Annotated in this window: 11 protein-coding genes; all 11 read right to left on the bottom strand. The window is 52.4% G+C overall.

All coding sequences use genetic code 11. The annotated features are described in order from the left end of the window. Positions 1 to 199: 199 nt before the first annotated feature. Positions 200 to 1924: a T9SS type A sorting domain-containing protein gene (locus KF749_04955; GenBank protein ID MBX2990504.1), complete on the bottom strand. Its 1725-nt coding sequence runs from the start codon at positions 1922 to 1924 to the stop codon at positions 200 to 202. Positions 1925 to 1990: 66 nt separating this feature from the next. Beyond that, on the bottom strand, positions 1991 to 4717 hold the full coding sequence (locus KF749_04950) for a carboxypeptidase-like regulatory domain-containing protein (GenBank protein MBX2990503.1): 2727 nt from the start codon (positions 4715 to 4717) through the stop codon (positions 1991 to 1993). A 186-nt stretch (positions 4718 to 4903) separates the two neighbouring features. Further along, positions 4904 to 5626 carry a hypothetical protein gene (locus KF749_04945; GenBank protein ID MBX2990502.1) on the bottom strand — a complete coding sequence of 241 codons (723 nt, stop codon included), beginning with the start codon at positions 5624 to 5626 and terminating at the stop codon, positions 4904 to 4906. After that, positions 5627 to 7066, bottom strand: a complete 1440-nt coding sequence (locus KF749_04940; GenBank protein ID MBX2990501.1) for a HAMP domain-containing protein — start codon at positions 7064 to 7066, stop codon at positions 5627 to 5629. It lies immediately after the preceding gene. A gap of 3 nt (positions 7067 to 7069) precedes the next feature. Then, complete coding sequence (locus tag KF749_04935; GenBank protein MBX2990500.1) at positions 7070 to 7762, bottom strand: response regulator transcription factor; 693 nt, start codon at positions 7760 to 7762, stop codon at positions 7070 to 7072. 116 nt (positions 7763 to 7878) lie between these two features. Then, positions 7879 to 9171, bottom strand: a complete 1293-nt coding sequence (locus KF749_04930) for a T9SS type A sorting domain-containing protein (protein MBX2990499.1) — start codon at positions 9169 to 9171, stop codon at positions 7879 to 7881. A gap of 417 nt (positions 9172 to 9588) precedes the next feature. Next, positions 9589 to 12753, bottom strand: coding sequence for an efflux RND transporter permease subunit (locus KF749_04925; GenBank protein ID MBX2990498.1), 3165 nt, complete (start codon positions 12751 to 12753; stop codon positions 9589 to 9591). A gap of 32 nt (positions 12754 to 12785) precedes the next feature. Beyond that, positions 12786 to 13835, bottom strand: coding sequence for an efflux RND transporter periplasmic adaptor subunit (locus tag KF749_04920; GenBank protein MBX2990497.1), 1050 nt, complete (start codon positions 13833 to 13835; stop codon positions 12786 to 12788). Positions 13836 to 13881: 46 nt separating this feature from the next. Next, positions 13882 to 15204: a TolC family protein gene (locus tag KF749_04915; protein MBX2990496.1), complete on the bottom strand. Its 1323-nt coding sequence runs from the start codon at positions 15202 to 15204 to the stop codon at positions 13882 to 13884. Between the two features lies 1 nt (position 15205). Beyond that, positions 15206 to 15898, bottom strand: coding sequence for a TetR/AcrR family transcriptional regulator (locus KF749_04910; GenBank protein ID MBX2990495.1), 693 nt, complete (start codon positions 15896 to 15898; stop codon positions 15206 to 15208). Positions 15899 to 16098: 200 nt separating this feature from the next. Further along, positions 16099 to 16285, bottom strand: a 187-nt coding sequence (locus KF749_04905; GenBank protein MBX2990494.1) for a hypothetical protein, incomplete at its 5' end; no start/stop codon positions are given.

The raw sequence follows: 16285 nt of genomic DNA, 5'->3' as shown, positions 1-16285 counted from the left end.
TGAAGCCTCTGTTCCATCCCATCAAGGAGTGGGTGGAAAACCTGCATATCCTTGCAGACCCTTCTTTGGACTGTTCAATCCATCTCGCGTTCCAGGTTATCCACAGATGTTGACGGATTTGTGTACAAGTCAATGTCCAAAGAACTCCGAATCAGCGGCCGGTGAGCACCATGCACTCCGGCGTGATGCATCACACATGTTAACGCATGAGAATCATCTTGCGCGACTGTACTGCGCCATCCGCACTCAAGCGGTAGATATACGAACCGGATGCGAGATTTGCCGCATCGAAATCGGCAACGAATGAACCTGCACTCAACAGTTGATTCACCAGCGTTGCAACTTCCTGTCCAAGCATGTTATACACCTTCAACGTTACGAAGCTGCTCTTCGGAATCTGGAACTCAATATTCGTTGTCGGGTTGAAGGGATTGGGATAGTTCTGACCCAACTCGAATTTCTGCGGAACGGTCTGCGATACTTCTTTCACGCTCGTCAAGTAGTTCGTGTTCTGCGGATCGAAGTTCGTCCAGCCGGCAGTCCATTGTTGGTTCATCGGCAATGCAGGATCGAATGCGCCGCGGTATGTAGTTGTGACTAACCCGTTTAGTCGCGCATTAGCGAAGTTTGTACCAGCCGTTACAGGCTCGGAACCAAGTGCGGGGCGCGGGTCTGTGCCCGGTCCGAACGTGAATGCCGCGGGGCTTAGACCTACGGCAGAAGGTTGGCGCGGCGTGGTTCCGATATTACCCCATCCCGATGTCAGGAACCATGATTCGCCGCTGAAGCCGTTGAACCCGCCTGATCCGGAGAACGATGACGGAGGTGTATCGACACCAACCATCCGACGACCCGCTTGAATGCTGGTGTTGCGGATCTGCAGACTGTCAACACTTGCATTCCACTGCGTGCTGTCATTGCGCAACACCAGCCCGTGCCGGAACCCGGCAAACAACGAGTTGTAAATACTGATCGAAGAACGCCTTCGGATGAACAACGCATAATCATGTTTCGGTGAAATGCTTCCGTATTGGCTTGTATCGGAAGCAGGGCCAATGAGTGTCATGTTGGAAAAGATTCCGCTCGTTGTCGGGCGTGCCGGCCAGGGACCGGAACTACCTCCCATATTGTCCGTCTCAAATCCGTTGGAGTTGCTTCCTGTACTTGCGTCAAAAATTGCCGGGTCACGCAAGGCGTACCCGAACTGCACACGACCGCTCCAGCCGAAATCCGAATCGAAATCATCATCAAGATTGCGCCACGAGACGAGGTAACGTGCATTCACTGTTCCACCAAACCATTCAAAGCCGTCGTCATTGTTGAAGCTTGTTTGCACGTACTCGATCACTGTACGGCGACCGACACTCCCCATCGTCAATCCATTGATCTCGTTGTCGGTAAGGAATGGAATTCCACCATACTCGATGCGCACGTAACGGACGACGCCGCTCGAATCATCATCGTTTGTGCCGCCGTACACCGCTGATGGATGAAGTCCGCCTTCGATTGTCTGGTTCAGGCTTTGATTGTTACGAGCCGAACCGAGCAGGATAAGTCCACCCCACTGCCCGACTCTCCGGTCGCCGGGATTGTTCCGCGTCGTAAACACGATCGGGCGATCTACTGTACCGTTCGCGTAGATTTTTCCACCCCGCTTGATGCACAACGTGGCCCCTGTAGCCGAGTCGCCGAGAATCACTGTTCCCGACGCAATATTGAGGACGGCCAACGAATCAACGTAGTAGATTCCTGTCAGAATATAGGCAGTGTCGGCGGAGAGATTTCTCACCGAACCGCCCGGTTGAAAATACGGGGCCTTGAACGCGGCTCCCAATCCTGCGCCAATAACCACTTGCGGTTTCTGCGCAAGGGCAAACGAACTACAGAGTACAAGGATCAACACAGTTGCTATCCTCTTGACCATTACGTTACCTCCCGGGGATAAATTGAAAAAGATGATTGATTAATCCTGACCCTGTGAAACACTTTGCTACAATGTTGCGGACAACGAGAATGAGTAGGTTGTTCCCGTGTCGTTACTGCGATAGATTTGATCACGTTTCGAAAGGAACTGTTCCCGCCCATTCAGATTCTTTACTGCAAACTTCACCTCAAACATGTTGAACAGCGGCTGGGAAACCGTGATATCGACAAGATCCCGCGGCTCTTCATAGATATCAGGCTCGCTGATCGCAGACCCGACCGCATCGATTCTTCGTCCGGCTTTGTTGTAGAAGATGCTGACGGATGTGCGTGTTGTCGGCTCAGTGAAGAAGAATCCCAGATTGACCATGTACGGCGACTGTCCCTGCAGCGGCCGTTTCGAAATCTGAAACACACCCGGCGTCACCTCATCCAGCACCTCAACCTCGGATGTGATTCTTGTGTAGTTGCCGTACAGCATGAAGTTGCTGAAGTAGCCTCCGAGGAAGTCCAACGACTTACGGAACTCGATTTCCCATCCCCTGTTCTTTGCCCTGTTGGAGTTGATGTAGGTTCGGATGGGCGTCGAAGAAACGTCGATCATCTCTTCAATCGGTGATGAGAGATCCTTGTGAAAGTAGCTGACGGCAACGACTTCACCCGGAGCCGGGAACAGTTCAAATCGTGCATCATAATTCTTGATGAGAGCACGCTGCAGTGTGGGGTTTCCGAACACCGTTTCGAGCCTGTCGAAATCGTAGTATGCAACCGGAGCAAGCTCCCGGAATTCGGGGCGGTTCAATGATTGACTGTACGCGATCCTGAAGTTCGTGATCGGATTGATGATGTACGTCAGGTTCATCGACGGGAGAGCATCAATCTTTTTGAGTTGAGTGGTTTCGGGAGTCGGGTCGGTCAGCGAGCGTGTGCTGCGCAACGTTTGCAGGGAATTCTCCAAACGTGCGCCGCCGACAAAACGGAAGTCCTGTCCGGCAATTGTAAACGGCGCATCCATCATCGCATATCCCGCTATCAGTTCTTGATCGCCATCGTAGAAGCTGGCAGCGTTGCTGGGGTTTTCAAAGAATGCGAACCCGCCCGCGCCGAGATTCTCGGGCCGAAACACGCTGTCAATAGGTAATGAGTACAACTGAAACGGAGTTCCGGCCACCCCGGTAATTCTGTATGCGCGAATCTTGTAATCGGTGGTTCGTCCTTCGTAGTACAAACCACCCTTTGTTTTCAAACTCCCGACAGGGAGAGAAAAATCCAATCCGAGGCCTTTGCTTCTGTCGTTCGCCTTCTCCCAACTCCGGTCACTCGTTGCAACGTAGAACGGATCCTCAGGCGCCGAACCAATCTGCCTGACGTACGGTACAAGTTTTCTATCAGGATCTTCTCTCAGCGACGAGGAGGCTGTTCCGCGCCACTGTAACATTAATCCACCCAATTCGGGAAAATTATGGTCGCCGACAATCTGTCCGGTATATGCCGAACGCTGCGTCCATCGAATTGCCGTGCTGCGCACTTCGCTTCCAGTGTTGCCGTCCTCACCCTGATACTGGCTTACCTGATCTTCCCCCGATCGATTGTAGCTGTTTTTCAGGCTGATCTTGTGCAGATTGGAAATCTTATACGTCGCGTTAACGATTGCGCCCCACAGCACGGAATACTCATCCTTTGCTCCGTCGAACCGCCGGAGAGGAAATCCTCCGCTGGTCAGTTCATTCACCTTGAAATTCGTGCGTTGGAAACTGTTGCTGTACGAAAGCGACGTGATGAGTCCGAGACGACTTTCGCTCGTCTCCTCATTGCCGAGGACCAACTGATCGCCGAATGTGAGAGAAAACGAACCGTTGTACGGCGCCTTCCTCTGACTCGGTGCCCAATTGTTGGGCAGCGATTTGGCAAACTCAGTCAATGAGCCATCCTGTGCAGGCATCGACCTGCTGCCGTCATCATATCCCAGCCAGTCGCGCCTGCCACCTTGCGAGACTAAGAATTCTTTCGAGGTCGAAACGGTGTTGTATGAACTTGACACGCCCGCTTTGATGAGACGATCGGTCGGAATATCGAGCGTATTCACCTGCACTAATCCTCCCGTAAAATCTCCCGGCAGATCAGGCGTTGCGCTCTTGACTACTGTCGTATTCTCGATGAGATTGGAGGGAATGAGATCGAAGGAGAATCCTTTCTTCCCGACTTCGGTACTTGTCACAGAAGCCCCGTCGACCGTTGTTCCGTTATAGCGGTCGGTAATTCCGCGGACGTACACAAACTTGTTATCCACAACCGAAATACCCGTCACACGCTTCAGAGCATCGCCCGACGTCGCATCCGGCGCCCGCTTGATTTGCTCGGCGCTGATGCCATCGCCAATCGCCGCAGCTTTCTTGCGTTCCGACAACAATGCGCTTTCTGTTGCCCGCACTCGCTCCGCCGTTATCACAATTTCATCGGCTTCAACAGTTGAAGATGTAAGACTCACGTTCAGTGTTGCCGTCTGCCCCGCTTTGATCGCAACGTCAGTGACCGTCTTTGACCCGTAGCCGACGAAGGAAATACGGACGCTGTACGTTCCAACCGGAATGTTGCGGACGCTGTACTTGCCGTCAATGTCCGTTGTTGCGCCGGTTGTCGTCCCGACGATCAGAACGTTCGCCCCGACGAGTTCTTCACCTGTCTGTTGGTCGAAGATTTTCCCGGCAAGCACGCCCGTCTGTGCATGCAATATTCCGGTGGTTGCCAGCAAAAGGACTAACAGAAAAATGGTAGCACTGATGTTCTTCATCATGTGGTCCTGACCCTTATGATGTTTGTGAAAGTGATACGACTGTTGGTATTTCAAGCAGAAATCTGATTTGCACGCTGCAAAATTACAAAAGCAGTGTTACCGCAGTGTTAAGAGGGGTTTACGAAATATTGAAGAATGGGAGAACGGGAAAAAGCGGTTTTGGCAGAAAAGCCGGAGGATCAGACGTTACGGAAGTAATGTAGTCGGAAGCGTACTGGCAACAACGAGGTTTCTCAGTCTCTCTACAAGCTGGTGGTGTTCAGTGCTGACGTACCGGAGACGGACGTTCAACTCATCCTGTTTGTTGTTGAAGAGATTGAACGCGGAGGCAAACAACTCAGCCGGACTTTCATCGGGGTGGCCGCCGAATTTTGCATTCTCCGAATACTCCCCGTCCCTGAAAATGTAGAACAGCGCCCGCTCCTGCAGCTCACGCCAGATGTGATCCAGGATTTCACGCTCGGCCTTCGTGAGTTTCTCGAAATAGATATGGCCAAATTCGTGCGTCACAACCGAGCGGACAACCGCCGGATCGTTGAAGAGAAAAAAGTAGCTGCTGGAGATGAAGATCGTCTTCCCGATACGTGCGGCATTCCCGAAGTTTTCAATTGCATGATCGATGGCAAGCGTGTCGATTCTCGATGCTTCATCGAGATGCGTGTTTAGCGAATCGATGAACTGCTGCACCAGCTCAAGGTCGTTTTTGTAGATTGCGTGGAATGTTGCCGGATCGTACCGTTCGTACAACCCGATGATGCTATCCGCAGGAACGGGGATCAGCGACTCAAACAATCCCAAGCCTTCGATGATTTCCACTCTTGTCGGCGAGGAAGCGGGAGCGCAACCGGTTAGCAACGCGAGAAGAAGCGGCAATGCAACCGCCTTAGGAGACTGACCCGATTTATTCATCTATGCTGTCTTCAACGTAAAACTGAACACACTCCCCTTTCCCACTGTGCTTTGAATCTGAACACTGCTCCCATGTGCTTCAATGATGTGCTTCACAATCGCAAGCCCGAGCCCGGTGCCGCCGACTTCCCGCGAGCGGTTTCTGTCAACACGATAGAACCGCTCGAAAATTCTCGGCTGATGTTCAGCCGCAATGCCGACTCCTGTATCCGCAACGCTGAGGCGGACTTTGCCATCGTGACGCTCGAAGGACACAACCACGTCGCCACCCGGTTTGTTGTACTTTATCGCATTCTCCAGCAAATTATCGAACACAACATGCAGGCGTTCCTTATCTCCCAGCACCTCGACATCGGCAGGAAGGTTGGGAGCAAGCCGCAGACTCACCTTGTTGTTTTCCGCCGTCGGCGTGAACTCTTCGATGACGGAGGAGAGAAGTTCGTTGAGATTGAAATAGCGAAAACTCATTTTCATCTCACCCGATTCTATGTGGGAGATCGTAATGAGATCGCCAAGCAGTGTGTTCAACCGGACGGAATGGTTGTACGCCTTCTGGACAAAATCCCTGTTTACCGTCGTATCGTCAATTGCCCCTTCAAGCAACGTCTCCAGAAATCCCTGCAACGAGAAAATCGGCGTCCGCAATTCGTGCGAGACATTCCCAAGGAACTCGCTGCGCACACGCTCAAGTTTTCTCAGTTGAACAATATCCGATTTGAGTTTCTCGACCATCTCGTTGACAGCCCGGGCCACTCTGCCGACCTCGTCATTGCCCGTTACTTCAATCCTCGTATCAAGATTGCCTGAACGGATTTGCTCCACCGCCCCGGCAATCCGTTCCATCGGCGTGGCAAGTCTTCGCGAAAGGAAAAGACTGATGCCGATGACAAGCACGAGCACCACAACTCCCGCAATCATGATATTGAAGCGTTCTTCCCGTATCATCGTCGTAATGTCTTCGAGATGGGCGCTGAGCCGGAACACTTTCACATTGGCCAATTCGCCTTCGGCTCCCGTGAAATCAACGGATTTGGCAACGTAGAGGAAATCCTGATTCACGGTCGAGCTGCGGCGTGCATCACTCCCCACTTCGCCGCGCATTGACTGTTGAATCTCTGGACGCGAGAGATGGTTCTTGATGCGGCCGGTACTGTCGGGCGGAACATCCGAATCTGCCAGAACAACGCCCGCTCCGTCAACCAGTGTGATGCGGAAGTTCGTAGCCAACGTAAGCGTTTTGATACGATGATGGAGTGTGCCGGCGTGCGTATCAGACTTGAGAAGAGAGGAAAGGACATCAATCCGTTCCGACAGTTCCGCGGTTTTCCGGTTGGTGAGATAGGATTCCGTTGTGAGACTTGCGATCACGGCAAGTGCTGCAAAAGCGCACAGCGTCAGCAGAACGTAGGTGAGCGTGATTTTGGTTTGAATGCGGCGCACGGATTACGCTTTCATTCTGTAGCCGACACCCTTCACCGTTTCGATGTAGTCGCCGTAAGCGCCGAGTTTCTCGCGGATCTTGCTGATATGCACATCCACCGTGCGGTCAACGACCCGCACGTCCTGCCCCCACACAACATTCAGCAACACTTCCCGCGTCATCACGCGGCCGCGGTTGCGGGCAAGATAGACGAGCGTCTCGAACTCCTTCCGCGTCAGTGTGATTTCCTTGTTACCGACCGAGGCAGTATAGTTGGGGACATTGATCTCCAGCTTGTCCACTCGGAGAATCTCATTGGCGTGAGATGCAAGATCTGTCGCTGCATTCTCCTTGCGGCGCAGAGCCGTTTTCACACGAGCAAGAAGCGTCCGGACGGCAACCGGCTTCACGATGTAGTCATCGGCACCCAACTCGAGACCGAGCACCTCATCGAACTCCGTCCCCTTCGCCGTCAGAAACAGAACCGGAATTGCCGCCGTCTTCGCATCCCGTTTGAGCTGCTTGCACACCTCCCAACCATCCATCTCCGGCATCATAACATCAAGTACAATCAGGTCGGGCAGTTGCTTCGCCTGCTCCACTGCTTTCCTGCCGTCGCGGGCACTGACTACTTTGTACCCTTCCTTCTCAAGATTGTACTTGAGCATGTCAATGATGTCTTTTTCGTCGTCAACGATGAGAACTGATTTTTGCATGAGGTTGAAGCTTTTTAGTCTAAAAGAAGTCACGCGAATATACGCGATAATGGGAGTGAAAACAAAAACCCCGAACCATTAAGTCCGGGGTTGAGTTTCTCAAGAAACGCGATGCCTCACCGAAGCAGGACAAGCTTTCTCGTTTCCGTAGTCGCCCCATGTCGCAATTGGTACAGGTACACACCGCTTGCAAGGTTCTCCGGCTTCCATTCAACAGAGTGTTCTCCGACGGACATATCCCGCTCAAGCAATGTGGCGACTTCTCTTCCCGATAGGTCAAACACCTTCAGTGAAACAAATCCCTGCCGCACAATTGTGAACTTGATATGCGTACCCGGGTTGAAAGGATTGGGATAGTTTTGAAAAAGCTGAATTGCTGACGGAAGTACTTCGTTGTTTTCCACAGATGTTGCGCCACCGTTCGTGGTTTTGTACACTCGTCCTTGTGGATTGAAGATAAGCCACCCGTTGTTCTCATCCAGCATACTGATCGAATAGATTCCTGATCCGCCCGCGGGGAGGTTTGGCGAAGTGCTTTGCACATGCCATGTGACTCCTCCGTCCGTTGTTCGTTGTGGCGGAGCATTCCACACCCTCCCCACAATCCATCCAACCCGGGAGTTTATCATCGCGATCTCCTGAATCGTGTTGGAAATCCCGCTTGAATGGATCCATGATTGTCCCCCGTTGGTAGTTTTGGAGATCACGGACGTCCCCGCAATACCACCTACAGCCCATCCGCTGTCCAACGTTGTAAATGCAAGATCTCTCATTGGATAGGTTGTGCCGTTGTACAAGCCCACGGTATCCTGAAATGTCCAAACTGCTCCTGCATTTGTGGTGCGATAGATCAGCGCAGGAGAATACGTCATGGCCCAACCATTGTCTGGGTCGAGAAACGAAACTGCTTGAAAATCAACCCCGCCGTTCAGGCTGAAGATTGTCGCCCAGGTTTCACCCCCATCAGTTGTTTTGCGAATGGCAGGAACGTACTGCTGGGTCGAAGCTTCGCGGCCCGCGGCATACCCGATTTGTGGTGTGGGGAATTTTGCGTCATTATATACATAACGTGCAGTATCAACGGAGCGCCAACTCGAACCCCCATCCGTGGTTTTCCGGATACCGCGATTGGGGCCGGTTCCCAGCCACCCTTCGCAGTAGATCGCAACATCTCCGCTGAGTGCACGCAGGGAACCCAGATTCATAACGGTGTCTTTCGGACTCCAACTCTGTCCACCATCGGTTGTCCGGTAAAGTCTTGTTTGACCGACGATCCAGCCATTCGCAGCATCCGTGAATCTGATCTTCCATAAGAGTTCGGTGGAAGGTGAAACTTGTTGCAACCATTGTGCAAGTGAGGCGAGCGGAAAGGAAAGCAAAACGGCGAGAGACAGTACCAAACGTGCCATAGCATCCTCCATCAGGTATTGTAGAGATGAACTGTCAGGCGTTTGAATGGTAACATCCACACGACACAATGTCAAGTTAAAATCTTGGCCACTCTCACCCGATCGTCAAGAAAAGGCCAAATATCAAGCATTTGGGGTTTCGGGAGCAAAACAAATCTGCTGCAGCGGCTGAAACAGTTGATTCAAATTCGGGAATGGGCTTCCTCAGAGACAGCTTTCCTCGGTCGGTACGACTGACTTGCCCCCGAGTGTGCTGTGGCGACAATCAGGCAGTTGTTATTGCCAAAGCAAACCGGTTGATGTTCTGTCACGGCACTCGGGGGATTTGCAAAAACCGTGACAGACTCGGAATGGCGGAAGCAAAAAAGCCCCAAGCGCTTTCGCGCTCAGGGCTTATCACCAACCGGAACTTCCCACCTACTCCGGCTGAAACTGCGGATGCAAATCGGGGATGCGTTTCTTCAGCGAGAGCTTGCTCGTCCACGCGACGCGCCTGAAGAGAGCGGGGATTTTTTCTTTCAAGCTGTCAACGTACATGTACACGACGGGCACGAGCACGAGCGTCAGCAGCAGCGAGCTGGTGAGTCCGCCGATGATTGCCCACGCAAGTCCGGACTTCCACTCGGCGCCCGCTTCGGTACTCATCGCAATCGGCAGCATGCCGAACACCATCGCCACCGTCGTCATCATGATGGGACGCAGACGTGTCTGCCCCGCTTCAATCAGCGCATCAAACGTGCTCAGGTTCGCCTCTGCGCGCATTTGGTTTGTGCGGTCAACGAGAAGAATAGCATTCTTGCCGACCAATCCTACAAGCATGATAACTCCGAGTATCGAGAAGATGCTCAGCGACTTCATCGTCAGCGCGAGCGCAAGCAACGCGCCAATCATCGCCACCGGAACCGAGAACATGACGACGAACGGATAGACGTACGAATCATACAACGCCACCATAATCATGTACATGAACAACACAGCGGCAATCAGCGCGAGGCCGAGGCTTGCGAATCCTTCCGCCTGGTTTTGCAGGTCTCCTTTGTACGCAATGGTGACGCCCTGCGGCAGCGTGACCTTTGCAAGTCCCGCCCTGATATCCTCCCCGATGCTTCCGCTCGGGCGTCCGACTGCCTGTGACAACACGGTGACCGAAGGATTCCGGTCCTGGCGTTGCAACTTCGTCGGGCCGGTTGCCTGGTAGATGTCGGCGAACTGCTTCAGCTCAATCAATTGTCCCTTGCGGTTCACGAACGTGACGCTGCCGATGTCCGAAGTTTTCGACCTGTCGAACTGATCGAACAGGATGCGGATGGCGTACTCATTGTCGCCGTCACGGAATTTCGAATCGTCATCGCCGTTGAAGGCTACCCGCAGCGTTTGCCCGACTTCGGCCAAATTCAGGCCAAAAGCGGCCATTTTCTGCCTATCTATCTCGACGCGTGTCTCCGGCTTTCCTTCTTCCGATGAGAGACGAACGTCGGCGGTGCCGGGGATTCTCCGCACAACATCGGCCACCTGTTCTGCCGCATGCCTCGCGTCTTCGTACGACGTGCCGCTGACCACAAGCTGAATGGGCGTTTGATTTGCCGTCCCGAAAATGCCGATGGGATTTGCACGGACTTTCGCGCCGGGGATTTCGGCTAACTTCTGCTTGATCTCGTCGGCAACAGCGTCGGTGGATTTCTTGCGCTCGCGCTTCGGCACAAGCGTCACCGTCAACTCGGCGATATTGTTGGAGGATTGTGCAAGGAATCCGTCGCTCGAAGCGCCGACGTTGACGAACATCTTCCGCACTTCAGGCATTTCCGAAATCATCCGCTCGGCCTGCTGCGTAATGAAGTTGGTATTCTCGACGGTTGAACCGGGAGGCAATTCGAGCGTAACGGCAAACTCGCCGCGATCTGCCACGGCAATGAACTCCGATCCGATAAACCCGAGGGGCACGAGAGCAAACGAAGCAATCAGCAGCGCAACTGTTATCCCGACAACTTTGCCGCGGTTTGCCAATCCCCATTTAAGAATCTGGAGATACGAACGGGTCATCGCATCGAATTTCGCTTCGAACCAGACGCCGAACTTGCCGAGCAGAGAGTTTTTGGTGAGATGTTCGAGCTTCGCAAAGCGTGACGCGAGAAGCGGCGTAATCGTGAACGAGACGAACAAGCTCATCAACGTCGAGAAGACGACCGTCAGCGCAAACTCACGCATGATGTTACCGACGAGGCCGGAGACGAGCGCAAGAGGCACGAACACGACAACGTCAACAAGCGTAATCGAAAGCGCAGCAAAGCCGATTTCGTTTCGTCCCTTCAACGCGGCAACACGTTTCTCATCCCCCTTTTCGAGATGGCGGTAGATATTCTCCAACACCACAATCGAGTCGTCAACGAGAATGCCGACCACAAGCGAAAGCCCGAGCAGCGTCATCAGGTTCAGCGTCAACCCGAACGCATACATTGCAATGAATGTCGAGATCAGCGAAGCCGGAATCGCAATCATGACGATGACGGAGTTGCGAATGCTGTGCAGGAATGCAAGCATCACAATAGCGACAAGAATCACGGCAATCGCCAAATCTTTCTTCACAGCATTGGCTGCATCGAGCGTGAACGTCGAGCCGTCCTGCGCAATATCGAACTTCAGACCGTGTTCTTTGTAGAGTTCCTCAATGTTCGGAATTTCTTTCCGCACAAGGGCGCTTACGTCAACAGTGTTGGCATCGGATTGCTTCGACACGAGTACGCCAATCGACGTCTTGCCGTCGATGCGGCTGATTTGTGAGTACTCTTTCTGCCCATCTTCAATCTCGGCAATATCCGACAGCTTGATGTCCCCGCCCTGCTTTGACTGCGCAACGACAAGATCACGCAATGCATCAACCGAAGAAAATTTTCCGGCAATGCGGACAATATACTGCTGACCACCTTCTTTTACTTTCCCTGTAGGAAAATCGAGATTCGAGGTTTTGATTGCTTGCGTTACTTGCAACAACGAAAGTCCGTACGAACGTAGTTTCTGCGCATCAATGTTCACCTTGATTTCCCGCTCGTCTCCGCCGACAAGCGTTATCTGACCGACACCGGCAATCTTTGCCAGCTTCGCCTGAATCTTGTCTTTGACGAGTTGATAGAACTCGCGTGACGGCATGTTGGCGGTCAGTCCCATGCGAAGAACGGGAAGCTCGTCGAGCGCAAACTTCGAGACAATCGGCGTCTTGGCTCCGTCAGGCAATCGGGATGCAACCTCGTTGACTTTGCGCTGAACATCCTGCAAAGCGATGTTGACATTAGCGGACATCGTGAATTCGATGGAGACGAACGAAGCGCCTTCGGTAGATGTCCCGTACACCGTCGAAATCTTGTCGATGCCGGAGACGGCGTCCTCGATCAGCTTGGTGACGGAGGTTTCCACTTCGTTCGGCGAAGCACCCGGATACACAGTCGTGATGGCAACGAACGGAGGTGTAATCTTCGGCAGCAACTCGTACTTGAGCTGGGTGAGACTGAAGAGTCCGACGACAGTTAGCGCCGCAAAGATGACGACGATAAGCGTCGGACGTTTGATGGATAATTCAGTGAGTGTCATTCTATTCTTTTCCTTTCGATTCCGGCAAGCGCTCAGTTCACGATGTCAACAGTAACGCTGTCCTTCAGATTGTTCTGGCCGCTTACCACGACAGTCTCGCCTTCACGCAACCCTTGCAGCACGGCAATGTTCGAGCCGATCAAGTCGCCCACCACAAGATCGCGTCGCTTCGCCATTCCGTTTTCAATAACGAAGACCTGCGGATTCTTCACACTGCCGATGAGGGCTTCGCGGGGAATTGCAAGCGTTTCCGTCCGCGTCATCGAGACGAAATTCACCCGGCCAAACATACCCGCCTTCAGCGGATGTTCTTTGCTGTTCGGAAGCGTAATCTCGACGGGATAGGTATGGGATTCATCCGCCTTGGCACTGATGCTGGCAATCTTTCCGGCGAACTTCACCCCCGGATAGACATCAGTCGTAATTTCGACGGGGTCGCCGGCCTTCAATTTGAATGCGTCCTGCTCGGCGACATTCAGCTTTACTTTCAGCTTTGAAATATCAACGACGTTCGCCACCACCATGCCCGGCTGCACCATCGTGCCGACATCAACAGGGCGAGAGGTAACAATTCCGGCAATCGGCGTGCTGATCTTCGTATCGCGATACTCTTTGCGGGAGCGGACGTATTGCGCTTCGGCAACCTTGAACGCCTGCCAGGCATTTTCCTTCTGCCATTCCGTGGCAGCGCGTTCCTCCCGCAGACTCTTGAACCGCTCGGCGTCTTTCTTCGCCCGCTCGTAGTTGACTTCCGCCTTCATGAAGTCCGCCTTCTTCAGTTCATCATCAATCTGCACAAGCACGGCGCCGGAGGATTTGAAATCGCCCACGCCTGCATTGATGGCAACAACCCGTCCCTGCGTTTCAGAGACAACGGCAACATCATTGTTCGCCGCTATCGTCCCGACCAGAGAGAGGGTTTCGGATAGTTGGGATTTCATCACGCTCGTTACCGATACCGGGTACGAGGTAATAATTGTTGTCTTTGATTTCGCCTGCATCTGCGTTTTGTTGTAGAGGAGAATTGTGACAATCGCTCCGAGAATGAGAACGCCGATTCCGATGATTTTTACCCTTCTCATACAAACTCCTTCAATAAAGTGTTAGGTTGGTTGTGTACATTCTTGATTATCCGCCGATAGCGCGCAGCAGCCACGCTTCGGCAAGCTCATGATCAACAAGTGCCTGCGTGTACTTTGTCTTCGCCGTGAGGAGGGCGACTTCCGCATCGAGCATGTCACTGTTTTGCGCGAGACCCTCTTTGAAGCGGTTGTTGGTGACACGGTAGCTCTCCTGCGCCTGCTGAACACCTTTCTCCGCAACAACCGTCCGCTCCTTTGCCTGGTTTAGATTCAGAAAGGCCTGAGTGATTTCGAGCGTCACCTGGTCACGAACCTGCGCAAAACCATCTTTCGCCTCCTCGTACTGCGCGCTCGCCTGATCGGTCTGATGGAGTGTCTTGCCCCAATTCCAGATATCGAGCGAAACGCCCAGCGTTACATCCCACGTGTCCTTGAAAATATCCTGCGCAGGCTGAATGCGTTGGTTCGGCCGGTTGTAGTTGTAGTTGGCGCTCAGGAAAATCTGCGGCCACCAACCGGCCTTTGCGGCCGTGACTCCAGCTTCCGTTGCTTTCACCCGATACTCCATTGCCTTCAACTCCGGACGAGCGTCCATCGCCTTCCCGATAATGGAGTTTAGATTTGTGTACGTTGCCTGCGTCGTGTGGTTGATATCCGAGTCAATGACAATGTTTGTCTGCAACGGAATGCCAATTGTGTTGTTCAGCGAAATCATTGCCAGTTGCACATTGTTGTTCGCCTCAATCTGACGGAGCTGAGCATCCGAAAGCTGAACCTGAACATTCAACACATCACTTGTTGTCGCCATCCCCTGCTGGAGCATGAATTCGACATCCTTAAGATGAGCCTTGACTTGCTCGACGTTCTCGTCGGTGACCTTCTTCAACTCCCTCGCCTTGAACAGATTCCAGTATGCCGCTCTGGTATTGTAGATCAAATCCGATTTGCTGCGGGCGAACTCCTGCTCGGAAGCCTTTGCTGAATAATCAGCCGCTGCCGAGACCGCCGAGAGCTTGAAGCCGGCAAAGAGAGGTTGTTCCAAGCTGACTTTCATTGCATAGTTGTTCAGAACAGATGGAGCCAGCGTAAACGAGTTTCCGCCGAGTTGTTGCGGCAACGTCACGGCAAATGGCGGCACGTCGCTGAGACGTGTATACCCGCCGACGAATTTTAGATTGGGCAGTCGTGACGTATTGACCTCCGAGGATTTTGCATCCGCGTAGTTCAACCGCATGAGCGACGCGTGCAGCGCTTTGCTGTTGTCGAGCGCAAGTGTGATCGCTCTCTCGACGGTCAATTCAATCGTTTGTTGTGCTTGCGCTGTCGTAATGCCGACGAACACGAGAAGTATAAAGAACAGCTTCTTCATTTCAGTCTTCCACCTCAACCTTTCTGATTGCATGATATTTTGTCTTTCCTTTCTTGGTCATCATTCCTTCGAGAATCAACTGGTATGCTTTCTGCAATGTCGCTTCCAGATCCAGCTTCATATGTTCCGTAAAGTAGGTATCCTCCCGGTCCATCAATCGCATGATGGCATTGCCGTTTGCCCAGAGAATAATTGCCGCCTGTTTTGCGTCGAGGCCTGCATCAAACAATCCTTCATCAATTCCCTGTTGAATCAACCCGATAACGAGATCCCAAACTCGCTGATCCTTTGCCGCACAGCTGCCGAGCATGTCTTCCGATACTTGTCTGTGGAACTGTGCATTGTCGAAGTACTGGTACATTCTGAAGTAGTCGGGATTCTCTTTGAAGAACCGGTAGTATGCATCTCCAAGGCCGACAACTCTTTCAATCGTGGATTTTTCGGGGGATGTCGCTTCGAGAAACATGTTGTACATGATTTCCGAGCCTCGCATTGCCACTGCAAGGTAGAGGTCTTCTTTGCTCTTGTAGTAGAGATACAGAGTCCCTTTGCTCAGTTCTGCGGCCTCTGCAATTTCGTCCATTGTGGCTGTCGCAAGACCTTTTTCAAAGAAGATTTTTTCAGCCGCCGTTACTATTTCTTCGCGGCGATGTTCTTTTTCCCGCTCTTTTCGCTCAATTATGCCCATTGCCATTTACTCCAATCTATTTACTGACTGATAGTCATTTAATGGGTTCAAATATAGCTTAAGACGAGCCATTTGTCAATACGAAGATAGATTAAATTTACTTTAGTAAAGGTACTGACTGACGGTCAGTTAGTACGGCAGGATATATCAGATGTTGCAGCCAAACGTAGACATGTTTGTGTAGGTGTGAGAAAAAAAGTCTGAAACTACCGCTTTCGAAGAACAACATTCTCGGACGCGCCTGTAAGGGGTATGAAGAGGGTCCCACGCATTTCCCTTCCATTGTCGGAGAGAATCATTTGCGCACGGCCGAGGGTGTATCCGCTTGCTCCGAAATCAAAGGTGACAATTTGTTGATCGATGACGCCGTTGCCGTGCATTTCAACTCCATTG

This window comes from Bacteroidota bacterium (assembly GCA_019637975.1).
In the GTDB taxonomy this organism is placed as follows: domain Bacteria; phylum Bacteroidota; class Ignavibacteria; order UBA10030; family UBA6906; genus CAADGV01.
Note: the sequence above shows the minus strand (reverse complement) of the source record. Positions and strands in the feature narration are given on the sequence as shown.

What these genes read in the sequence shown, in the direction of transcription:
- KF749_04955 (MBX2990504.1), bottom strand. Translation starts at nt 1,924, where the DNA reads ATGGTCAAGAGGATAGCAACTGTGTTGATCCTTGTACTCTGTAGTTCG.
- KF749_04950 (MBX2990503.1), bottom strand. Translation starts at nt 4,717, where the DNA reads ATGATGAAGAACATCAGTGCTACCATTTTTCTGTTAGTCCTTTTGCTG.
- KF749_04945 (MBX2990502.1), bottom strand. Translation starts at nt 5,626, where the DNA reads ATGAATAAATCGGGTCAGTCTCCTAAGGCGGTTGCATTGCCGCTTCTT.
- KF749_04935 (MBX2990500.1), bottom strand. Translation starts at nt 7,762, where the DNA reads ATGCAAAAATCAGTTCTCATCGTTGACGACGAAAAAGACATCATTGAC.
- KF749_04930 (MBX2990499.1), bottom strand. Translation starts at nt 9,171, where the DNA reads ATGGCACGTTTGGTACTGTCTCTCGCCGTTTTGCTTTCCTTTCCGCTC.
- KF749_04925 (MBX2990498.1), bottom strand. Translation starts at nt 12,753, where the DNA reads ATGACACTCACTGAATTATCCATCAAACGTCCGACGCTTATCGTCGTC.
- KF749_04920 (MBX2990497.1), bottom strand. Translation starts at nt 13,835, where the DNA reads ATGAGAAGGGTAAAAATCATCGGAATCGGCGTTCTCATTCTCGGAGCG.
- KF749_04915 (MBX2990496.1), bottom strand. Translation starts at nt 15,204, where the DNA reads ATGAAGAAGCTGTTCTTTATACTTCTCGTGTTCGTCGGCATTACGACA.
- KF749_04910 (MBX2990495.1), bottom strand. Translation starts at nt 15,898, where the DNA reads ATGGCAATGGGCATAATTGAGCGAAAAGAGCGGGAAAAAGAACATCGC.